At 73.2% G+C, this 19,552-nt stretch carries 20 protein-coding genes; 11 read left to right on the forward strand and 9 right to left on the reverse strand.

Annotation, left to right across the window (positions count from 1 at the left end):
* Window positions 1-4: 4 nt before the first annotated feature.
* Window positions 5-1,156: an acyl-CoA dehydrogenase family protein gene (locus tag OG230_RS20640; protein ID WP_328905204.1), complete on the forward strand. Its 1,152-nt coding sequence runs from the start codon at window positions 5-7 to the stop codon at window positions 1,154-1,156.
* The gene (locus OG230_RS20645; protein ID WP_328905205.1) at window positions 1,153-2,202 is read left to right on the forward strand and encodes a Zn-dependent alcohol dehydrogenase; all 1,050 of its coding nucleotides are present in this window, start codon (window positions 1,153-1,155) and stop codon (window positions 2,200-2,202) included. Before OG230_RS20640 ends, OG230_RS20645 begins: the two co-directional genes overlap by 4 nt.
* 25 nt (window positions 2,203-2,227) lie before the next feature.
* On the opposite strand, the gene OG230_RS20650 is transcribed toward OG230_RS20645, so the two are convergent.
* Window positions 2,228-3,220 (reverse strand): GlxA family transcriptional regulator, encoded by a 993-nt coding sequence (locus OG230_RS20650; protein ID WP_328905206.1) that lies wholly within the window; start codon window positions 3,218-3,220, stop codon window positions 2,228-2,230.
* A 60-nt stretch (window positions 3,221-3,280) separates the two neighbouring features.
* Here OG230_RS20650 and OG230_RS20655 point away from each other — a divergent pair, with 60 nt between their 5' ends.
* The 3 genes from OG230_RS20655 (at window position 3,281) to OG230_RS20665 (ending at window position 6,406) form a co-directional block, all read left to right on the forward strand.
* Entirely contained in the window at window positions 3,281-4,561 is a 1,281-nt protein-coding gene (locus tag OG230_RS20655; RefSeq protein WP_328905207.1) for an MFS transporter, read from the forward strand.
* 14 nt (window positions 4,562-4,575) lie between these two features.
* Window positions 4,576-4,977 (forward strand): ribosomal maturation YjgA family protein, encoded by a 402-nt coding sequence (locus OG230_RS20660; protein ID WP_328905208.1) that lies wholly within the window; start codon window positions 4,576-4,578, stop codon window positions 4,975-4,977.
* A 112-nt stretch (window positions 4,978-5,089) separates the two neighbouring features.
* Window positions 5,090-6,406 (forward strand): MFS transporter, encoded by a 1,317-nt coding sequence (locus OG230_RS20665; RefSeq protein ID WP_443051345.1) that lies wholly within the window; start codon window positions 5,090-5,092, stop codon window positions 6,404-6,406.
* Here OG230_RS20665 and OG230_RS20670 read toward each other — a convergent pair.
* Window positions 6,396-7,007 carry a flavin reductase family protein gene (locus OG230_RS20670; protein ID WP_328911470.1) on the reverse strand — a complete coding sequence of 204 codons (612 nt, stop codon included), beginning with the start codon at window positions 7,005-7,007 and terminating at the stop codon, window positions 6,396-6,398. The genes OG230_RS20665 and OG230_RS20670 overlap by 11 nt on opposite strands.
* A gap of 121 nt (window positions 7,008-7,128) precedes the next feature.
* Here OG230_RS20670 and OG230_RS20675 point away from each other — a divergent pair, with 121 nt between their 5' ends.
* The gene (locus tag OG230_RS20675) at window positions 7,129-7,377 is read left to right on the forward strand and encodes a hypothetical protein (RefSeq protein WP_328905209.1); all 249 of its coding nucleotides are present in this window, start codon (window positions 7,129-7,131) and stop codon (window positions 7,375-7,377) included.
* An 11-nt stretch (window positions 7,378-7,388) separates the two neighbouring features.
* Here OG230_RS20675 and OG230_RS20680 read toward each other — a convergent pair whose 3' ends face one another.
* Together OG230_RS20680 and OG230_RS20685 are read right to left on the reverse strand one after the other, a co-directional pair.
* Window positions 7,389-8,216, reverse strand: coding sequence for an enoyl-CoA hydratase/isomerase family protein (locus tag OG230_RS20680; protein WP_328905210.1), 828 nt, complete (start codon window positions 8,214-8,216; stop codon window positions 7,389-7,391).
* 29 nt (window positions 8,217-8,245) lie between these two features.
* Window positions 8,246-10,474 (reverse strand): acetate--CoA ligase family protein, encoded by a 2,229-nt coding sequence (locus OG230_RS20685; protein WP_328905211.1) that lies wholly within the window; start codon window positions 10,472-10,474, stop codon window positions 8,246-8,248.
* 253 nt (window positions 10,475-10,727) lie between these two features.
* Between OG230_RS20685 and OG230_RS20690 the strand changes: the two genes are divergently transcribed.
* On the forward strand, window positions 10,728-12,086 hold the full coding sequence (locus tag OG230_RS20690) for a hypothetical protein (protein ID WP_328905212.1): 1,359 nt from the start codon (window positions 10,728-10,730) through the stop codon (window positions 12,084-12,086).
* Window positions 12,087-12,172: 86 nt separating this feature from the next.
* The gene (locus OG230_RS20695) at window positions 12,173-13,021 is read left to right on the forward strand and encodes an NAD(P)H-binding protein (protein ID WP_328905213.1); all 849 of its coding nucleotides are present in this window, start codon (window positions 12,173-12,175) and stop codon (window positions 13,019-13,021) included.
* A 17-nt stretch (window positions 13,022-13,038) separates the two neighbouring features.
* On the opposite strand, the gene OG230_RS20700 is transcribed toward OG230_RS20695, so the two are convergent.
* Window positions 13,039-13,995: an AraC family transcriptional regulator gene (locus tag OG230_RS20700; protein WP_328905214.1), complete on the reverse strand. Its 957-nt coding sequence runs from the start codon at window positions 13,993-13,995 to the stop codon at window positions 13,039-13,041.
* A gap of 101 nt (window positions 13,996-14,096) precedes the next feature.
* Here OG230_RS20700 and OG230_RS20705 point away from each other — a divergent pair, with 101 nt between their 5' ends.
* Window positions 14,097-14,966 carry an NAD(P)H-binding protein gene (locus OG230_RS20705; RefSeq protein WP_328905215.1) on the forward strand — a complete coding sequence of 290 codons (870 nt, stop codon included), beginning with the start codon at window positions 14,097-14,099 and terminating at the stop codon, window positions 14,964-14,966.
* 95 nt (window positions 14,967-15,061) lie between these two features.
* Here OG230_RS20705 and OG230_RS20710 read toward each other — a convergent pair whose 3' ends face one another.
* Entirely contained in the window at window positions 15,062-16,213 is a 1,152-nt protein-coding gene (locus OG230_RS20710; protein WP_443051346.1) for a flavin-containing monooxygenase, read from the reverse strand.
* A 153-nt stretch (window positions 16,214-16,366) separates the two neighbouring features.
* Here OG230_RS20710 and OG230_RS20715 point away from each other — a divergent pair, with 153 nt between their 5' ends.
* Window positions 16,367-16,819, forward strand: a complete 453-nt coding sequence (locus tag OG230_RS20715) for a DoxX family protein (protein ID WP_328905217.1) — start codon at window positions 16,367-16,369, stop codon at window positions 16,817-16,819.
* Window positions 16,816-17,229, forward strand: coding sequence for a Zn-ribbon domain-containing OB-fold protein (locus OG230_RS20720; RefSeq protein ID WP_328905218.1), 414 nt, complete (start codon window positions 16,816-16,818; stop codon window positions 17,227-17,229). Before OG230_RS20715 ends, OG230_RS20720 begins: the two co-directional genes overlap by 4 nt.
* Window positions 17,230-17,252: 23 nt before the next feature.
* On the opposite strand, the gene pspAB is transcribed toward OG230_RS20720, so the two are convergent.
* The 3 genes from pspAB to OG230_RS20735 all read right to left on the reverse strand — a co-directional run bounded on the left by pspAB (window position 17,253) and on the right by OG230_RS20735 (window position 19,512).
* The gene (pspAB, locus tag OG230_RS20725) at window positions 17,253-17,843 is read right to left on the reverse strand and encodes a PspA-associated protein PspAB (RefSeq protein WP_328905219.1); all 591 of its coding nucleotides are present in this window, start codon (window positions 17,841-17,843) and stop codon (window positions 17,253-17,255) included.
* A 9-nt stretch (window positions 17,844-17,852) separates the two neighbouring features.
* Window positions 17,853-18,764, reverse strand: a complete 912-nt coding sequence (htpX, locus tag OG230_RS20730; RefSeq protein WP_328905220.1) for a zinc metalloprotease HtpX — start codon at window positions 18,762-18,764, stop codon at window positions 17,853-17,855.
* A gap of 82 nt (window positions 18,765-18,846) precedes the next feature.
* Window positions 18,847-19,512: a pyridoxine/pyridoxamine 5'-phosphate oxidase gene (locus OG230_RS20735; protein WP_328905221.1), complete on the reverse strand. Its 666-nt coding sequence runs from the start codon at window positions 19,510-19,512 to the stop codon at window positions 18,847-18,849.
* Window positions 19,513-19,552 lie beyond the last annotated feature (40 nt).

The following is a 19,552-nucleotide window of genomic DNA, read 5'->3' on the forward strand; positions in this document are numbered from 1 at the left end:
CACCGTGGACTTCCGCTTCGGTCCCGAGGACGACGCGTTCCGGGCGCGGGCCCGCTCCTGGCTGGACGCCCACGCCGGAGCCGGCCGCGCCACCGGCCGGGACTGGGAGCGCGAGCTCGGGCGGGACGGGTGGATCGGGCTCGGCTGGGAGGAGACCGGCGGGCCCGGCTACGGCAACCGGCGGGCCGGGCTGACCCAGCAGGTCGTCTGGGCCGAGGAGTACGCCCGCGCCGACGCCCCCGCCCGCGTCGGCCACATCGGCGAGAACCTGCTCGCGCCCACGCTGATCGCGTACGGCACCGAGGAGCAGCGCCGGCGCTTCCTGCCCCCCGTGGCCCGCGGCGAGGCGCTCTGGTGCCAGGGGTACAGCGAGCCGGGCGCCGGATCGGACCTGGCCGCGGTCCGGACGGCCGCGGTACGGGACACCCGGCACGGCGGGTACACCGTCACCGGCCAGAAGATCTGGACCTCGCTCGCCCTGGACGCCGACTGGTGCTTCGTCCTCGCGCGCACGGAGCCCGGTTCGGCCCGCCACCACGGGCTGTCGTTCCTGCTGGTGGAAATGGACCAGCCGGGCCGGGTCGAGGTGCGGCCGATCCGGCAGATGTCGGGGACCAGCGAGTTCAACGAGGTGTTCTTCGACGGGGCGCGGGCCGTGGAGGCCGTGGGCGGCGAGGGGAACGGCTGGACGGTCGCGATGGGCCTGCTGGCCCTGGAGCGCGGCGTCTCCACCCTCGTCCAGCAGATCGGTTTCGCCGCCGAGCTGGACCGTGTCCTGCGCGCCGCCGTCGACGGCGGCGCGGTCACCGACCCGGTCCTGCGCGCCCGCCTTGTCGCCCAGTGGGCCGAACTGAAGACCATGCGCTGGAACGCGCTGCGCACCCTCGGCGGCACGGGCGGGCCCGGCGCGCCCAGCGTCGCCAAGCTCCTCTGGGGCGGCTGGCACCAGCGGCTCGGCGAACTCGCCGTGGAGATCAGGGGCGCCGCGGGAGCCGTCGGCCCGCACGCCTGGTCGCCGGATTCGCCGTACGAACTCGACGACGTACAGCGCCTGTTCCTGTTCACCCGGGCCGACACCATCTACGGCGGCTCGGACGAGATCCAGCGGAACATCATCGCCGAGCGGGTGCTCGGCCTACCGAGGGAGACCGGATGAGGGGCGTCGTTTTCGACGGCACACGGACCGAGGTCGTCGACGATCTGGTGATACGCGATCCGGAACCCGGCGAGGTGCTGGTGGCCGTCGCCGCCGCGGGGCTGTGCCACAGCGACCTCTCGGTGATCGACGGGACGATTCCGTTCCCGGTGCCGGTGGTCCTGGGGCACGAGGGCGCGGGAGTGGTGGAGGCGGTCGGCGCGGGAGTCACCCATGTGGGGCCCGGCGATCACGTGGCGCTGTCGACCCTGGCCAACTGCGGGGCGTGCGCACAGTGCGACCGGGGCAGGCCCACGATGTGCCGGAAGGCGATCGGTATGCCGGGCCGGCCGTTCTCCCGTGCGGGGGAGCCGCTGTTCCAGTTCGCCTCCAACTCGGCCTTCGCGGAACGCACGCTGGTCCGCGCCGTCCAGGCGGTGAAGATCCCGGAGAGCCTGCCGCTGACCTCCGCGGCCCTGATCGGCTGCGGGGTGCTGACCGGGGTCGGGGCCGTGCTCAACCGGGCGAAGGTCGGCCAGGGGGAGACGGTCCTCGTGATCGGCACCGGCGGGATCGGGCTCAACGTCATCCAGGGCGCCCGGATCGCGGGCGCGGCGACGATCGTCGCCGTCGACACCAACCCGGCGAAGGAGGCGGTCGCCCGGCAGTTCGGCGCGACGCACTTCCTGACCTCGACGGAGGGCGTGCGCGACGTCCTGCCGACCGGTGCCGACCACGCCTTCGAGTGCGTGGGCCGGACCGAGCTCATCCGCCAGGCGATCGACCTCCTGGACCGGCACGGCCAGGCGATCCTGCTGGGGGTCCCGGCGGCGTCGGCCGAGGCGTCGTTCCAGGTCTCGTCCATGTACCTGGACAAGTCGATCCTGGGCTGCCGGTACGGCTCCTCGCGCCCGCAGCGCGACATCGCGCTCTACGCGGACCTGTACCGCGAAGGTCGGCTGCTGCTCGACGAACTGGTGACGGAGACGTACCCGGTGGAGGACTTCGCCAAGGCGGCGGACGACGCGCACCACGGGCGGGTGGCGCGCGGGGTGCTGGTGTTCTAGGACAGGCCCTGGCGCCTGGGACGACCTAGGGTCTTTCGCCCGCCGTCGAGCGGAACGTCCTGCGGTAGACCGTCGGCGGCACGCCCAGCGTCGCCTGCAGGTGCTGGCGCAGGGAGGTCGGGGTGCCGAAGCCGGCGTCCCGGGCCACCTGGTCGATGGACAGGTCCGTCGACTCCAGGAGGTGCCGGGCCCGCTCCACCCGTTGCAGGGTCAGCCACTGGCCGGGGCTGACACCGACCTCCTCGCGGAAGCGGCGGGTGAACGTCCGGACGCTCATGGACTCCTGCCGGGCCATGTCGCGCAGCTGGATCGGCGTCTCAAGGCGGTCGAGTGCCCACGCGCGGGCGGCCGTCGTGGTCGCGAACTGCGGCTCCGGCACGGGGCGTTGGATGTACTGCGCCTGTCCGCCGTCCCGGTGGGGAGGGACGACGGTGCGGCGGGCGATCTCGTTGGCCACGGCGGTGCCGTGGTCCCGGCGCACGATGTGCAGGCAGAGGTCGATCCCGGCGGCGACCCCGGCGGAGGTGAGGACGTCCCCGTCGTCGATGAAGAGAACGTCGGGATCGACCAGGACCCGGGGGAACAGCTTCTGGAAGTGGTCGGCCGCCGACCAGTGCGTGGTGGCGGGCCTGCCGTCGAGATAGCCCGCGGCGGCGAGGACGTAACCGCCGGTGCAGATGGAGACCATCCGGGTGCCGGGCCTGATGTACGCGAACGCGGCGGCGAGTTCCTCGGTGAGCCGGCCCTCCGCGTGGACGGGGCCGAGTTCGTACGAAGCGGGGATGATCACCGTGTCGGCGCTCGCGAGGGCTTCCGGGCCGTGCTCGACGGTGATCGTGAAGTCCGCGTCCGTGCGGACGGTGCCGGGAGGGCGGACGGAGCAGGTCACGACTTCATAGAGTTTCCGGCCGGCGCCGTGCGGTCCGGCGGGCAGGGTCCGGCCGAATATCCTTTGGGGGATGCCGAGTTCGAACGGGAGCAGCCCGTCGAGGGCCAGGACGACGATCCGGTGCGGCACGGCGGACTCCCTTCGCTACTAGCTGGTATAGACCATAAGCTGATACATGTCACCGCTGTGATGGAGAAGCCGGCAGACAGCGTCTGCATTCCCGAAGCGATACGTGACCTCGAACCGCCCCCGACCGGGATGAAGGGGGCAGGGCGGACCGGGGAGCTCTGGAACCGCAACTTCAGGCTCTTCTTCGCGGCCCGCACCGTCGCCCTGTTCGGCGACGGCATGATTCCCGTCGCGCTCACCGCCGGTCTGCTGGGCGCGGGCCGCCCCGCGTCCTCCGTCGGCTTTGCGCTGGCGGCCTGGATGGGCCCGCTGGCGTTCTTCGTGCTCTTCGGCGGTGTGCTCGCGGACCGCTTCACCCCGCGCCGGATGATGATCATCGCCGATGTGTTGCGGCTGTTCGGGGCGGCCGTCCTCGCCGTGACCTTCGCGACGGGCAATCCGCCGCTGTGGGCGGTGTACGCGCTGAGCTCCGTGGCCGGGGTCGGCGCCGCGCTCTTCCAGCCGGGCGTCGCCTCGACCGTCCCCCGGGTCGCCTCCGACGTGCAGCGCGCGAACGCCGTGCTGAGGGTCGCGGAGGCGCTGATGACGATGGCGGGCCCGGCCTTCGCGGGAGCGCTCGTCGGGCTGGCGAGTGCCGGGGCGGTCTACGCGGCGAACGCGGCGACGTTCGCCGTGTCCGGCGCCTGCCTGTTCCTGCTGCGGCTCGCCCCGGCCCCGTCCGACGAGGCGGAGCGCGGCACGTTCGTCGCGGAACTCGTCGACGGATGGCGGGAGTTCCGGGCCCGTTCGTGGCTCTGGGGAGTGATCGCGATCTGGACGGTGTACGGATTCACGGTCCTCGGTCCGATGCTCCCGCTCACCGCCGTCCTGGTCACCGAGGGGCACGGCTCGGGGACGTACGGCGTGATGATGGCGGTGAACGGCGCGGGCAGCGTGCTCGGCGGTCTGCTCGCCCTGCGGCTGCGGCCCCGCCACCCGCTCGCGGCGGGTGCGGTCGCCCTGTCGGGAGTGGCGCTGAACCTGCTGGTGCTGGGATTCGACCTGCCGGTACTCGCGCTCGGGGCCGGGCAGTTCGTCTCGGGTGCGGTGTTCGCGTTCTGGCTGGTGATGTGGTCGACGACGGTGCAGACCCATGTGCCGCCCGAGGCCCTGAACCGGCTGCACGCCTACGACGTGGCGGGATCGCTCCTGATGCTCGCGGCGGGCCGCGCGCTGGCCGGGCCGGTCGCCGAGGCGGTGGGGGCGCAGGAGGTGCTGCTGGCGGGCGCGGTGATCAACATGCTGGCGGTGGCGGTGCTGTTGGGGGCGCGGCCGATCAGACGGCTGGAACGGATCGGATGAGGGGAGTGGGGGCGATGAGCGGAGTGGGGCGCGTGCGGCTCGTGGCGGCCGGGGCGGCGGTGCTGACCGTCGCCGCCGGGCTGGGTGTCCGGGCGGTGGCGGGCGGGGACGTGGCCAAGTACGCGGGGGACGCGCTGTACACGGTCCTGATCCACGTACTCGTGGTGCTGATCGCACCCCGGGTTTCGCCGCGGGTGGCGGCGGGGACGGCGCTCGCCTTCAGCTGGGCCGTGGAGTTCGCGCAGCTGACGGGGCTGCCCGCGGAGCTGTCGGCGAGGAGCACGGCGGCCCGCCTGGTGCTCGGTTCGACCTTCAACGCCCCCGACCTGCTCTGGTACGGGGTCGGGGCGCTCGCCGCCGGGTGCGTGCACGCGTGGGCGGGGCGCCGCCGTGCGGCCGGGGCCGCCGCGGTGTGACTGATGCGGCAGCCGGTCGTACGCACCGGCCATCCGTGCGGGCCACGGCGGTGGCCCGATCCCTGCGAACCGTGTCCTCCGGGCCACTCGTACGTCCACCGGCCCCGGCCCGATGCTGGGTGACGTGACCCAGACAACCGATCCCACCGCCCCCGCGGTCCCCCTGGTGAAGCCCGGCCGGTCCTCCCGTCCGCGTATCCACCGTGCCTGGATCGTCGCCGCCGTCACGTTCGTGACGATCATCGGCGGCGCGGCCTTCAACTCCCTTCCCGGTCTCCTGATCGACCCGCTCCACACGGAGTTCGGCTGGTCGCGCGGGGAGATCGGCCTCGCGGTCTCCATCGACATGGCGCTGTACGGGCTCACCGCCCCGTTCGCCGCCGCGCTGATGGACCGGTTCGGCATCCGCCGGGTGGTCGTGGTGGCGCTGAGCGCGGTCGCCGCGGGCGCCCTGGCCTCCGTCTGGATGACGGCCTCCTGGCAGCTGATGATCTATTGGGGGCTGCTGGTCGGCCTGGGCACCGGGTCCATGGCGATGGCGTTCTCCGCCACGGTCACCAACCGCTGGTTCGTGGCCAGGCGCGGTCTGGTCACCGGCATCCTCACCGCGGCCGGCGCCTCCGGCCAGCTGGTCTTCCTGCCGCTCTGCGCCTGGATCGTCGACGAACACGGCTGGCGGCCCGCCTCGGTGACCGTCGCCCTCGCCGCCCTGGTGGTCGTCCCGTTCGTCTGGCTCCTGATGCGCGACCATCCGGCCGACGTGGGCCTCGCCCCGTACGGCGGCGCGTTCGTCGAGAAGCCCGTCCCGGCACGCGGGGCGGCGGCCCGCACCGTACGGGTGCTCCTCGACGCCGCGCGCACCGGCCCGTTCTGGCTGCTCGCGGGGACGTTCGCGATCTGCGGGGCGTCCACCAACGGCCTGATCCGCACGCACTTCGTGCCCTCGGCCCACGATCACGGCATGCCGATCACCGCCGCGGCCTCCCTGCTGGCCGTCATCGGGATCTTCGACGTCATCGGCACGATCTTCTCCGGCTGGCTCACCGACCGCTTCGACGCCCGCCGTCTGCTCGCCGTCTACTACGCGCTGCGCGGCGTCTCGCTGCTGTTCCTGCCGATGCTGATGGCTCCGTCGGTGCACCCGCCGATGGTCTTCTTCATCGTCTTCTACGGCCTGGACTGGGTCGCCACGGTGCCGCCGACGCTGGCGCTCTGCCGCGAGCAGTACGGCGAGGACAGTGCGATCGTCTTCGGCTGGGTCCTGGCCTCGCACCAGGTCGGAGCGGCGGCGGTGGCCTTCCTCGGCGGGGTGGCCCGCGACGCGTTCGGCTCGTACGACGTGGTCTGGTACGCGGCGGGGGCGCTGTGCGCGACAGCGGCCCTGATGGCGCTGGTGATCCGGCGGCGGGAGGCGGCGGTCAGCTCCTGAAGCCGCCGAACCGCCCCTGGTGGAACAGCAGCGGACCGGCGGCCGCCCCGGCCGCGCCGAGCGCCTCCACCCGTCCCACGACGATGAGATGGTCGCCGCCCGTGTGGACGGCGTGGATACGGCAGTCGATCCAGGCGGGTACGGCGTCCAGGAGCGGTGATCCGGTCGCGGGCGCGGGCTCGAACGCCACCCCGGCGAACTTGTCGGCCCCGCTCACCGCGAACCCCCGGCACAGCGCGCCCTGGTCCGCGCCCAGGATGTTGACGCAGAAGGCCCCGGCGCGGGCGATGCGCGGCCAGGTCGTCGACGTACGGGCCACCATGAACGTGATCAGCGGCGGGTCGAGGGAGAGCGACGCGAACGACTGGCAGGCGAAGCCGGCGGGGCCGTCCGGATCGTCGGGGTCGTGCGCCGTGACGACCGTGACCCCGCTCGCGAAGTGCCCCAGCACCCGCCGGAATTCCGCCGCCTCGACCGGCGGTCGCTCGTCCGCGCCCACGGCTCTGAGGTCGGGCCGGGGCAGCGGTTCGACGGGCGCCGCCGGTCCTGCGACCGTGGCGGCGCCGACGGAGCGGAGGTACCTGACGGCGGTGGCGGCCATGCCTGCGTGTCCCATCACCCCTCCATTGAAACTGACGGTGCGTCAGTTGGGAAGGGCGCCGACCACGCGGAAGCGCGCGCCCCGCGTTCGTCCTGGGGTCCTGCACACCGTGGCGTTGTCCATGCCGGCCGCACCGTACGACGTCCGGGAGGGCCCGGAGGGGCGCTGTGACGGGGAGGGCGCCTGGACGTACACGCCGAACTCCGGGGACGTCCGCGGCTCGGTCGGGTTCGAGGCCCAGGGCCGGGAGGCCGATGCCTGCGACCTGGGCGTGTGGAAGCTCGGCGGCACCACCGAACACCCGGAGTTGTACGCGCTGTTCGGCGACCCGGACGTGGGGGACGTCAGGGTCCTGGTCAAGCGGTCCTGACCCGGGGCCGGTCAGCGTCCCAGGTACTTCGGCGGGCGGCGTTCCACGAAGGCGGCCACGCCCTCGTTCGCGTCGTGGGTCGTCATGTTGATCTCCTGGGCCATGGCCTCCGCGGCGAACGCCGTCGCCCGGTCGCTGTCCAGGGAGGCGTTCACCAGCTGCTTCGTTCCGGCCAGGGCGCGCGTCGGCCCTTCGGCCAGCCGCTGGGCCCACTCCCGGGCCGTGGCCGCCAGTTCGGCGTCCGGAAGCACCCGGTTGACCAGGCCGAGGCGTTCCGCCTCCGCCGCCGGGAGCGCGTCGCCGAAGAAGAGCAGTTCCTTGGCGCGGTGCGGGCCGATCAGGCGGGGGAGCAGATAGGCGCCGCCGCCGTCCGGCACGAGGCCCCGGCGTACGAAGACCTCGATGAACCTCGCCGACTCGGCGGCCAGGACCAGATCGCAGGCGAACGCGAGGTGCGCGCCCAGGCCGGCCGCGGTGCCGTTGACGGCGGCGATCACCGGCTTCTCGCAGTCGAGGACCGCCGCGATCAGCCGCTGCGCGCCGAGCCGGATCGTCCGGGCGACGTCGCCGGGGACCCGGTCGCCGCCGCCGGACGGGCCGGAGCGCAGGTCGGCGCCCGCGCAGAAGCCGCGGCCGGTCGCGGTGAGGACGACGGCCCGCACCGCCGGGTCGGCGGAGGCTTCGGCGAGCAGCGCGATGACGCGTTCGCGCTGGTCCCACGTGACGGCGTTCATCGCCTCGGGGCGGTTGAGCGTGATCCACGAGACACCGTCGTCGATGCGGTGGAGTACGTCCAGGGCGTCGTCGGACGCGTGGGGTGCGTCGGGGGAGGGCGGCATGGAGGAGCTCCTTCGGGGCGGGCGTCGGTTCAACGACAGAGGGCGAGTGCGTCCAGGGCCACCGCGCCCTGGCCGCGGCCGAGGACGACCAGGGGGTTGATGTCCAGTTCCACGAGGTCGTCGCCCAGTTCCAGGGCCATCCGCTGGACCCGCAGGATCACTTCGACGAGTGCGTCGACATCGAGCGGCGGCCCGCCGCGTACGCCGTCCAGGAGTGCACGGCCGCGCAGTTCGCCGAGCATCGCCCGCGTCTGGTCCTCGCCGAAGGGCGGCACCCGGACCGCCGCGTCGTGCAGGACCTCCACGAGCACACCGCCGAGCCCGACCGTGACGGTCGGCCCGAACAGGGCGTCCTGGGTGACACCGACCATCATCTCCACGCCCCGCTCGACCATCTGGCACACCAGGACCCCGTCCAGGTCGACGGATTCGAAGCGAGCGATGTCGGTGAGTTCGCGGTAGGCGTCGCGGACCTGGCTGGCGGAGGTGAGCCCGACCTTGACCAGGCCGAGTTCCGTCTTGTGCGCGAGCCGGGTGCCGGACGCCTTCATGACGACCGGGTATCCGACCAGACCGGCCGCCCGGACCGCCGCCGCGGCGCTGGTCACCAGCTGCTCGCGCGGCACGCGGATGCCGTACGCGCGCAGGAGCTGCTTCGCCGCGTGCTCGCTCAGCTGCTGGCCGGGGCGCAACAGGGCCTGGGCCTTGCGGAACGAGGGCGACGGCGTGCGCGGTGCGTCGTCGAAGGGCGAGCGGTAGGACGTGGCGAAGCGGTGGTGGTCCAGATACGCCTTCACGGCGCCGATGCAGTTGCGGAACGTACGGAAGGTGGCGACCCGGGACGAGCCGAGCAGCGTGGTGCGGTAGGCGTCCTCCGTACCGACGGGCGAGCCCCACACCACGCAGATCAGCTTGTCCGTGGCCTCCGCCGCGTCCACCAGGTCCTGGGCGAGCCGGTCGCTCATCGGGGGGAACGGGCCGGTGATCGGGCAGATCAGGACGCCGACGTCCGGATCGGCGAGGATCGCGTCGATGATCTTCCGGCCGCGCCAGTCGCCGACGGGATGTCCCCCGTTGTCGACCGGGTTCGCCACGTTCAGGTAGTCGGGTATCCACTCGTGCAGCTCGCGCTGCTTCGCCTCGGACAGGGTGGGCAGGCTCAGTCCCGCGCCGGTCGCCAGGTCCGAGAAGTGCGCGCCCGTGCCGCCCGAGATCGAATAGACGACGACACCGTCGGCGCGCGGCGGGCGCGCCCGGGCCAGCAGGGCCGCGGTGTCCTGGAGTTCGTCGAGCCCGTCCACGCGGATCACCCCGAACTGCCGCATCGCCGCGTCCACCACCTGGTCAGTGCCGGTCAGCTTGCCGGTGTGCGAGGCGGCCGTCCTGGCTCCCGTTTCCGTACGCCCCACCTTGACCGCCACGACCGGTACGCCGGCCCGCGCCGCCCGGTCGGCGGCGAGCAGGAAGGAGCGGCCGTCCTTGAGCCCCTCGACGTAACAGGCGATGGCTCCGACCTCGGGGCGCCCGGCGAAGTACGAGATGAAGTCGGCGGTCTCCAGGTCGGCCTCGTTGCCGGTGGGTGCCCAGTGGGAGAGCCGGATGCCCAGTTCCTGAAGGGTGTGGACGGGGCGGCCCTGGTGCCCGGACTGGGTGATCAGCGCGATGGCGGGCCCGTCCAGGTCCTCCCGGAACGACTCGAAGGCGTTGAGGTTGGTGTTCGGCCCCAGGAGCCGGAGCCCCGACCGCTCGACGGCGGCCGACAGCCGCGCCTGGGCCGCGGTCCCCGCCTCGCCGGTCTCGGCGAAGCCGGAGGCGAAGGCAACGGCGAACTTCACCTTGGACGCGGCCAGTTCCTCGATCAGGGGCAGCGGGTCGGCGACCAGCAGGACGGCCAGATCGACCTGTTCGGGCAGGTCGGCGACGGAGGGGGAGCAGGCCAGTCCGAAGACGGACTCCCGTGTGGGGTGCACCGGATGCAGTCGCGCCCCGACCCGCTCGGCCCAGGCGACGAGCTGGCGGGTGATCCCGGTGTTGGGCCGCCCCTCGGTGTCGGACGCGCCGACGACGGCCACGGACTCGGGCCGGAAGAACCGGTCCAGATCGGGTACGGGCGCGTGCAGCGGTCGTCCGCTGACATCGAGACCGCCCTCCGCCGTCGCTGTCGCCATGCTGTGGACGGCGGCGTGCGGCTCCTCGCCGCAGGCATCCACCCTGGCGCGGAAGTGTGTGGTGAGGGTGCCGTGAGTCGATCCAAGCATCGTTCCGCCCACTTCTGCTCGATGTGTCCGAACGGGAGCCCCGGGGTCGTCCGGGACCCGCATTCCATAACTGACGCCTTGTCAGGTTACTGAACTGACGGCCCGTCAGGAATGGGTGTGCAGGCAAAGGCTGCCGGAGATGCCGGAGCCGGCAAGATCCACTCGCCCTACAACCTCGCGCCCCGCCCGCTGGTCCAACGGGATGCCGGCTTTTCCGGCACCGACCGTCCGAGCTCCGCCCATGGGGGATTTCATGAGACCTGTCCCGACCCGTCGTGCCGTACACCTCGGGACCTGCGCCGTTGCCGCCGGCGTCCTGCTGATGGCCGGCCAGGCCGCGCCCGCCGTCGCCGCGGCCCAGAGCGACACGCTGTGGATCAACGCCCCGAGCGAGCAGAGCCTGCCGCTCGGCACGGCCGGCGGCGCTCCGGAGGAGCGCCGGCTCGACATCGGCCTCACGCACGACAACGAGAACTACACCGTCACCGACGGCCGCCTCACGGTCGACATCACCGGGATCGCCGGGATCGCCGAGGTGACCTGGCCCGAGAACTGCGCGCCGAGCGGTACCACGGCCGTGTGCAGCGTGCCCGAAGTCCCCGTCGGCTGGGGCGACTACACCCCGCAGGTGCACCTGACGGTCCGCGCCGCGGACGGTGCCGTCGCCGGTGCCCAGGGCCGGATCGTCTACTCCGCCGTCGCGACCGGCCCGGCGGGCGAGATGCGGGCCCCGCTCGACTCGTTCGACACGACCCTGTCGGTGGCGTCCGGCCCCGACCTCGCGCTCGGCGGGCTCGCCCCGGTCACCGGCACCGTCCCGGGGGCCGTCCACGACGTCCCCCTGACCGTGACGAACAAGGGCAACGAGCGGTCCGACGGCTTCTCCCTGCGCATGTCCGCCTCGTACGGGCTCGGCTTCGCCGCGCGGCACCCCGAGTGCACGTACCGGGAAACGGCCGGCGACTACGCGCCCATGACCCACGTGGACTGCGCGTTCGGCGAGGCGATCGAGCCGGGTGAGACGTTCACCCTCCCCGGCGGACTGGACCTCGCGCTCGCCGCGTACGCGATGAACGAGCGGCTCGACGTCACCGTCGAGCCCGGCGCCGGCGCCACGGACCTCTCGGGCGAGGACAACTACGGCATCGTCGCCTTCGAGGCCGCCGGCACCGCGGACTTCGCCGTCCGCGGCGCCCGGGTGGAGGGCGCCGCCGGTGACACGGTCGATGCCGCGCTCACCTTCCGCAACAAGGGACCGGCCTGGGTCGGCAACCTGGGATCCGGCGACTCCGTCGCGGTCGTCGACTTCACCGTCCCGCAGGGCGTGACGGTCACCGGCGCCCCCGAAGGCTGCGAGGCCCGGACGCTGGCGGGCGCGTACCACCCGCAGCACCTCGGCGCCCCGCGCTACTCGTGCGCGATGCCGTACTGGGTGTCGGAGAGCGCGAAGCGTTCCTTCGCCTTCCAGCTGCGCATCGACGAGGTCGTCCCGGATGCCGAGGGCCGCCTCTACCTGCGCCCCGAGAGCCCCGGCCTGCCCGCGTTCCCGTTCGACCCCAACACCCGTAACAACACGGCGAAGGTCGTCGTGAACGCCACGCCCGAGGCGTAGGCGCCGAGGCGGCGGCGGACGTCCGGACATCCATCCCGGACGGTGGGACATGGGCACGGGCCGGTGCTCAGGAGCACGCTCGGATCATGACAAACGAATCCGTAGTGGTGATCGGCGGCACCGGCAAGACCGGGCGCCGCGTCGTGGCCCGGCTCCGCGCCCAGGGTGTGGAGACACGGGCCGCCTCGAGGTCGGGGGAGACCCCGTTCGACTGGGCGGACCGGGCCACCTGGCGGCCCGCACTCGCCGGGGCCACCGCCGCCTACCTCGTCCCGCTCGACACCTCGCCCTCCCCGGCGCCCGCCCTCGTGGAGGAGGCCGTGGCGAGCGGGGTGCGGCGGCTGGTGCTGCTCTCCGCACGCGGAGTGGACGTCCCCGGATACTTCGGGGCGTCCTACGACGGCACCGGGCCGCACACGGAGGCGGAGGCCGCGGTACGGGCCTCGGGTGTGGCCTGGACGATCCTGCGCCCCGGCTGGTTCGCCCAGAACTTCAGTGAGGGCGTCTTCCTGGACGACGTGAACGCCGGCGAACTCGCGCTGCCCACCGCGGACGGCGCCGCCGCGTTCGTCGACGCCGAGGACATCGCGGCGGTGGCCGTCGCCGCACTGACCGGCGACGGCCACGCGGGCGAGGTGTACGAACTGTCCGGCCCCCGGGCGCTCACCGTCGACGAGGCGCTCGCCGAGATCGCGAAGGCGACCGGGAACCGGGCCGCCTATGTCCCGACGGACGAGGACGCGTTCCGCTCGGGCCTGATCGCCCAAGGAGTGCCCGAGGACGAGGCGGAGCTCTGGACGGCCGCGCTGGAACCGTTCCGGACCGGCCGCGAGGCCGCGGTGGCCGACGGGGTCCGGCGCGCACTCGGCCGCGCGCCCCGCGACTTCTCCGACTTCGTGCGGGACGCGGCGGCGGAGGGCGCCTGGCGGGTCTGACCGGACGCCCCCGCCGCTCAGCCCGCCGGGGCCTCGTGCTCCCGGCGGGCTTCGGGCACGGCCCGGCGGTACGCGCTGGGGCTCTCGCCCCGCAGCCGCTTGAACGCGGCGCTGAAGCCGAACGCGTCCGCGTACCCCACGCGGCGCGCCACGGACGCCACCGTCAGCTCGGGGCGGCTCAGCAGATCGGCGGCGAGCGTCATCCGCCACTCCGTCAGATACGCCACCGGGCCCTCCCCGACCAGCTCCGTGAACCGCTTGGCCAGGGTCGTGCGCGACACCCCGGCCCGGCTCGCCAGCTCCGCGGTCGTCCACGGGTGCGCCGGGTCCTCGTGCATCGCGCGCAGCGCGGGCCCCGCCACCTCGTCGCCCAGCGCCTGGTACCACTTGGGCGGCTCGGCCTCCGGCCGGTCGAACCAGTCGCGCAGCGTGCACACCAGCAGCCAGTCGAGCAGCCGGTCGAGCACGATCTGCCGGCCCGGCCGCGCCCCGGTGATCTGCGCCTCCAGGTAGTCCCGCATCGGCGCGCAGTCGTCGCCGTCCGGTACGACGAGCGCCGGTGGCAGGACGCGCAGCAGCCGTTGCGGAGCCTCGGCCTGTACGTCGTAGGCGGCTGCCAGCAGCACGGTGGGGCCGGTGATCTCATCGGCGGGGGCCTGGTCGCCGCCCGTGGCGGTCAGCCAGCGCACGTCCCGTACCGCAGCCCCCGCCCCCGTCCCGTCACCCGTGCCCGGCTCCGGGTCGTCGGTGAAGACGAACGGCGCCGGCCCCCGTACGATCGCCGCCTCACCGAGCCCCACCCGTTGCGGCGCACCACCCTCCGGGACGATCCACCCGGCGCCCCGCAGCGGCACGCACAGGGTCAGATACGCCCCGTCCGTGAACCGCAGCGACCACGGCGGCCACAGCACCGAACGGCCGAACACCGCGCCCTTGCCCCGGACGCCGCGCAACAGTTCATCGAACACATCCATGGCGCCACGATAGGCAGACGCACGGGCGGGGCGGACGATCTCCTATGCACCGCGGACGGACGGCCATGGTTCCGTACCCCGTCACGCGATGGACTTGCCCCATGACAACGAAGACGACGCAGGCACCGCAGAGCACGCGCACCACCTCCTCCGACATCCTCGTCCTGGGCGCGACCGGCAAGACGGGCCGCCGGGTCGTCCGGCACCTGCGCGCCACCGGCACGGCCGGGGTCCGGGCGGCCTCGCGCTCCGGCGACGTCACCTTCGACTGGACGCTCCCGGCGACCTGGCGGCCCGCGCTGGACGGTGCCGCGGCCGTCTACCTGGTGTCGCCCGAAGACCCGTCCCCCGTCGAGGAGTTCGTCGCGGAGGCGGTGAACGCGGGGGTGCGCCGCTTCGTGGCGCTGTCCGGGCACGGGATCGAGGCGGCCGGGGACGGTTTCGGGCAGGGCATGGCGGCGGGCGAGGCGGCCGTACGGGAGTCCGGCGCCGAGTGGACGATCATCAGGCCCAACAACTTCTTCCAGAACTTCGACGAGGACCTGTGGCTCGCCCCGCTGAGGGCGGGCCGCCTGGCCCTGCCGATCGGTGCGATGCCCGAGCCGTTCGTCGACGCCGAGGACGTGGCCGAGGTCGCGGCGGCTCTCCTCACCCGCGACGGTCACGCCGGCCGGACCTACGAACTGACGGGACCGCGTGCGCTGACGTTCGCCGAGGCCACGGAGACGATCGCGCGTGCGGCGGGCCGCCCGATCCGTTACGAGGAGCTGACCCCGGAGGCGTACCGCGCCGAACTCCTGGGCGAGGGGTGGCCGGTGGCGATGGTGGACCTCCTGGACGCCATGTTCGCCGTGCACCGCGGGGGCCACGCGGCCGGCCTCGGGGACGGCGTCCAGCAGGTCCTCGGCCGCGAACCGGGCGACCTGGACCCGTGGGCCCGGCGGATCGCGGCCGGAGGGGCCTGGGCGTAACGCGCCCTGGGGCCTCTCGTTCGGATCGGGCGGAAAAACCCTAGGCAGTGTCCGTGCCAGTCGCCGCCGACCAGACGCGACTTCGCGGACACGGTCTAGCCGCTGTGCGCCAGCCGCTTCGCTATCTTCCGGGCATCCAGCGCCATTTCGCGGAACATGCCGCTGATCGGGTTGGTGAACCCGGTGAAGTACAGGCCCGGGGCCTTCTCCGGGGTGCGCCCGCCGTGCACCACCGGCCGGCCCCGCGCGTCCAGGACGCCGAGGTGGCCGACCAGATCCTCCAGGGCCCGCCGGTACCCGGTCGCGGCGATCACCGCGTCCGGGGTGAGCCGGGTCCCGTCGGCCAGGACGACCGCGTCCCCGTCGAAGGACTCCACGGTCGCCACGGGCAGCACCCGGCCCGTCCGCACCGCGTCGATCAGCCCCACGTCCTGGACCGGGATCGCCCCGTCCTTGACCCGGGAGTACAGGCCCGTCGCGGGCCGGGGCAGCCCCTGGGCGGAGAGGTCCGGGACGGCGAGCTTCGCCATGACCCCGCCCGCCCGGTCCACGAGCCGCACCGGCAGCCGCCGTACGAGAATGCCGGTCGCCTGCGCGGGCCAGCCCGCCGTGGAGCGCCGCACGATGTGCGGAACGGTGCGGACCGCGATGCGGACCCGGGAGGCGCCGCCCTCCACCAGGTCCACCGCGATCTCGGCCCCCGTGTTGCCGATGCCGACGACGAGGACGTCCTTGCCGGCGTACGGGGACGGGGCGCGGTACTCCGAGGCGTGCAGCAGCTCACCGGTGTACGTCTCGCGCCCGGACCAGTCCGGCACGCGCGGGGTGTGGTTGTAGCCCGTGGCCACGACGACGGCCCGCCCGGTCAGCACCCGGCCGCCGCTCGCGGTCAGTTGCCAGCCGGTGCCGTCGGTGGTCCGGTCGACGCGGGAGACCTCCACGCCGGTCACCACTTCGAGTTCGTGGTGCTCGGCGTACTTCTCCAGGTAGCGCACCACGTCCGCGCGGGCGACCCAGCGTCCGAACCGGCGGGGCATCGCCAGGCCCGGCAGCGCGGACCAGTGGCGGGTGGTGTGCAGGCGCAGCCGGTCGTAGTGGCGCCGCCAGGAGGCCCCGACGCTCTCGGACTTCTCCAGCACGACGGCCCGGACGCCCTGCTCCCGCAGGGCGGCGGCGACGGCGAGACCACCGGGGCCACCGCCGATGACGTAGACGGGCCGGGGGTCGGTACGTGAGCTTTCGGACATGGTTATGGAGCGTAATCGCGCGCTCACTTGATGGGTCTCGGTCATGGTCGGAATCGGTTGCGAATTGATCACGGGGCACCTCTTGCGCGGGGCGGTCCGATCGGGTGAACTGACGTACCGTCAGATCGTGGGTCGTGACCGGAGGGAGCGCCGATGCAGTCGATCGTGCTCGGTGGGGCGGAGTGGCTCGCCGTCCTGCGCATAGGGCTCGGCCTGTGGTGGCTGGAGAGCTGGCGCCACAAGGACCGCAAGGGCTGGTTCGAGCGCGGTACCGGCATCGCCTGGGCGGCGGACGTCGCCGGGAAGCACCGCTGGCCGGTGGTCCGCACGGGCTTCCGGCGCGTGGTCGCACCCCGCCCCCGGCTCATGGCGTACGTCGTCGTCTACGCCGAACTCGCCCTGGGCCTCGGGCTGGTCGCCGGATTCCTCACCCCGGTCGCGCTCGCCGCGGGCCTGCTCCTGAACGTCCTCTACCTGGTGCTGATGATCCACGACTGGGCCGAGCAGGGGCAGAACGCGATGATGGCGCTGATCTCGCTCGTCGCGCTGTTCGCGATGTCCTGGCAGACCTGGTCGCTCGACGCGGCGTTCGGACTCTTCCTGTGACGGCGGCGGCGCGTTTCGACCTCCCCGAACCGGACGCCTTCACCCGCCCCTACTGGGACGCGGCGGCCGAGGGCCACCTGCTGCTGCGCCGCTGCGGCGCCTGCGGCCGGGCCCACCACTACCCGCGGGAGTTCTGCCCCCGCTGCTGGAGCGAGGACGTCACCTGGGAACGCGCGAGCGGCCACGCGACGCTCTACACCTGGTCCGTCGTCCACCGCAACGACCTGCCCCCGTTCGCCTCCCGCGTCCCGTACACGGCGGCGGTCGTCGACCTCGCCGAGGGCCCGCGGATGATGACGGAGCTCGTGGACTGCGATCCGTCGTCCCTGGAGGTCGGCATGCGGCTCCAGGTCGCCTTCCGGCAGCAGGAGGACGGGGAGGCGGTAGCGGTCTTCCGGCCGCGGCACTGACCTGTGCGTCACCGGCCGGCCGCTCACAGCCCCGGCGCTCCCCACACCGGGAACCACCGGGCGAGGTCCTTCTCCAGTCGGAGGTCGTCGCCCAGGACTGCCCGGGCCTGCAGCTCCAGCTGGTTGTCCCGCTTCTCGGCGGCGGGGCCGTCCGGAACGGGGGCGAACGGATAGAACGTGCCGCGCTTGTAGAGGTAGACCAGGGCGAGCGGGCGCCCGTCCGGGTGGTGGAAGCCGATCAGCGAACACAGCAGGTGCGGGCCGAAGCCGCCGTCCTGGAGCAGGGTGTTGACCGCGTGCAGGTCGTTGACCAGGGACGCCGTGTCGGCGGCCGGCCGGTGGGCGAGCAGCCAGGTGTAGCCGTACGCGTCCCGGCTGAACTCCACCGGGATCCCGCCCCGGCCGGTGTCCGCGTCGAGCAGTTCGCGTACGTCCTCCTGGAGACGGGCGAAACCGCCGCCCTCCACGCCCGCGAAGCAGACCGAGCCGCGTCCGGTGGGGGCGAAGCCCGTGCCCGCCTGGAGGGTGAGCGCGGCGGAGGGGACGGCGAAGAGCTGGTCGAGGTCGGGGCGGACCGGCTTGCTGCGGCCCAGGATCGTGTCGAGGAGGCCCATGGGCGTTCCTTACGGCCGGGACAGGTCGGCGGAGATGCGGGCGAGCTGGTCGAGGCGCTGTTCGAGCGTCGGGTGGGAGGCGACGAGCCGGCCGAGGCTCTCCTTCGAGGCGAACGCCGGCATGAAGTAGAAGGCGTTGTACGGCTCCGCCTTCCGCAGGTCCTCCGTCGGTATCCGGGCCATCTGGCCGCTGATCTTCGTCAGCGCGGAGGCGAGTGCCGAGGGGCGACCGGTGAGGAGGGCGGCCGTGCGGTCGGCGGAGAGCTCGCGGTAGCGGGAGAGCAGCCGGGTCAGCAGGAAGCTCAGGGCGTAGACGACCGCGCTGATCAGCGGGATGAGCATGACGACGATGCCGACGGGATCGCTGCTGCGGCTGTTGCGTGCGAAACCGCCCCAGAGGGCGATCCGGGTGATGACGCCTGCCAGGACGCCGAGGAACGAGGCGATCGTCATCACCGCGACGTCGCGGTGCGCGACGTGCGACATCTCGTGGGCGAGGACGCCCTCCAGCTCCTCGGGTTCGAGCCTGCGCAGCAGGCCCGTGGTGGCGCAGACCAGGGCGGTCCGTTCGCTGCGGCCGGTGGCGAAGGCGTTCGGCACGTCGCTTCGGGCGATCGCCACCCGGGGTTTCGGCATGTCGGCGAGGGCGCAGATCCGGTCGACGGCGCCGTGCAGCTCGGGCGCCTCCTCGGGGGTGACCTCCCGGGCGCCCATCCCGTACGCCGCGATGCGGTCGCTGAACCAGAACTGGGCGACGAAGAGGGCGCCCGCGACGATCAGGACGAGGGGCCAGGAGTCGCGCAGGACCACCAGGAGCACGCCGACGAAGACCACGTACAGCAGGCCGATGAAGAACATCGTCGACACCATGCGCGTCGTCAGACCGCGGTCCGGGGCGTAGCGGGAACGGACACGTGCCATGGCTGCCTCCCTGCGGCTCACCTGCCTCCCATAGTGCCCCTTTTCTGTTGAAATCGAAGAGACGATCCCGTGCCGTCCCGGCTCAGGGCCAGAGCAGCTCCCGTACCCATGACCCGCCCTCCCGGCGGTAGCGCAGGCGCACGTGCTGCCGCCGGGCGTCGCCCTGGAAGAACTCGGCCTCCGTCGGCTCGACGACGTACCGGGTCCAGCTCGGCACGTCCGCGTCCGGTGCGGAGCGGGCGCGTTCCCAGGCGGCCTCCGAGGCCCGCACCAGCTCGTCACGGGTGTCCAGGACCTCGCTCTGCCGCCCCACCAGCGCCGACGCCAGGGCGCCCGTCGAGCGGGCGTGCAGATCGGCCAGGCTCTCCGCCGGGCCCGCGGCGACGACCGGGCCCCGCACCCGGACCTGCCGCCCCTGGGCCGGCCAGTAGAAGCCGAGTGCGGCGTGCGGACGGGCGGCGAGCTGGTGGCCCTTGGCGCTGGTGGCGTGCGAGGCGAAGTGCCAGCCGCGCTCGTCCGCGTCGTGCAGCATCAGTGTCCGGACGTCGGGGCGGCCCTCCTCGTCGACGGTGGCGAGGGACATGGTGTGCGGCTCGGGCTGCCCGGCAGCCACCGCCTCGGCGAACCAGGCGTGGAAGAGGGGGAGCGGGTCCGCGGGCGCCGCGTCCGGGTCGAAGGCGGGGAGGTCGACGTCCCACACGCGCTGGGCGTGGAGCAGGTCGAGGAAGCTGCTGTGCGAATCGGGCATGGGGTCATTCCATCGCAGGCCCGACGGCCGCGGGCGCGCC

Origin of the sequence: Streptomyces sp. NBC_00234 (assembly GCF_036195325.1) — a bacterium.
GTDB lineage: Bacteria > Actinomycetota > Actinomycetes > Streptomycetales > Streptomycetaceae > Streptomyces.

Coding starts and splice junctions, on each gene's coding strand:
- OG230_RS20675 (WP_328905209.1), top strand. CDS start 7,129: ATGCCGGCCGCACCGTACGACGTCCGGGAGGGCCCGGAGGGGCGCTGT.
- pspAB (WP_328905219.1), bottom strand. CDS start 17,843: ATGGGCCTCCTCGACACGATCCTGGGCCGCAGCAAGCCGGTCCGCCCC.
- OG230_RS20700 (WP_328905214.1), bottom strand. CDS start 13,995: ATGGATGTGTTCGATGAACTGTTGCGCGGCGTCCGGGGCAAGGGCGCG.
- OG230_RS20690 (WP_328905212.1), top strand. CDS start 10,728: ATGAGACCTGTCCCGACCCGTCGTGCCGTACACCTCGGGACCTGCGCC.
- OG230_RS20645 (WP_328905205.1), top strand. CDS start 1,153: ATGAGGGGCGTCGTTTTCGACGGCACACGGACCGAGGTCGTCGACGAT.
- htpX (WP_328905220.1), bottom strand. CDS start 18,764: ATGGCACGTGTCCGTTCCCGCTACGCCCCGGACCGCGGTCTGACGACG.
- OG230_RS20670 (WP_328911470.1), bottom strand. CDS start 7,007: ATGGCCGCCACCGCCGTCAGGTACCTCCGCTCCGTCGGCGCCGCCACG.
- OG230_RS20680 (WP_328905210.1), bottom strand. CDS start 8,216: ATGCCGCCCTCCCCCGACGCACCCCACGCGTCCGACGACGCCCTGGAC.
- OG230_RS20695 (WP_328905213.1), top strand. CDS start 12,173: ATGACAAACGAATCCGTAGTGGTGATCGGCGGCACCGGCAAGACCGGG.
- OG230_RS20655 (WP_328905207.1), top strand. CDS start 3,281: ATGGAGAAGCCGGCAGACAGCGTCTGCATTCCCGAAGCGATACGTGAC.
- OG230_RS20665 (WP_443051345.1), top strand. CDS start 5,090: ATGCTGGGTGACGTGACCCAGACAACCGATCCCACCGCCCCCGCGGTC.
- OG230_RS20710 (WP_443051346.1), bottom strand. CDS start 16,213: ATGTCCGAAAGCTCACGTACCGACCCCCGGCCCGTCTACGTCATCGGC.
- OG230_RS20715 (WP_328905217.1), top strand. CDS start 16,367: ATGCAGTCGATCGTGCTCGGTGGGGCGGAGTGGCTCGCCGTCCTGCGC.
- OG230_RS20705 (WP_328905215.1), top strand. CDS start 14,097: ATGACAACGAAGACGACGCAGGCACCGCAGAGCACGCGCACCACCTCC.
- OG230_RS20660 (WP_328905208.1), top strand. CDS start 4,576: ATGAGCGGAGTGGGGCGCGTGCGGCTCGTGGCGGCCGGGGCGGCGGTG.
- OG230_RS20735 (WP_328905221.1), bottom strand. CDS start 19,512: ATGCCCGATTCGCACAGCAGCTTCCTCGACCTGCTCCACGCCCAGCGC.
- OG230_RS20685 (WP_328905211.1), bottom strand. CDS start 10,474: ATGCTTGGATCGACTCACGGCACCCTCACCACACACTTCCGCGCCAGG.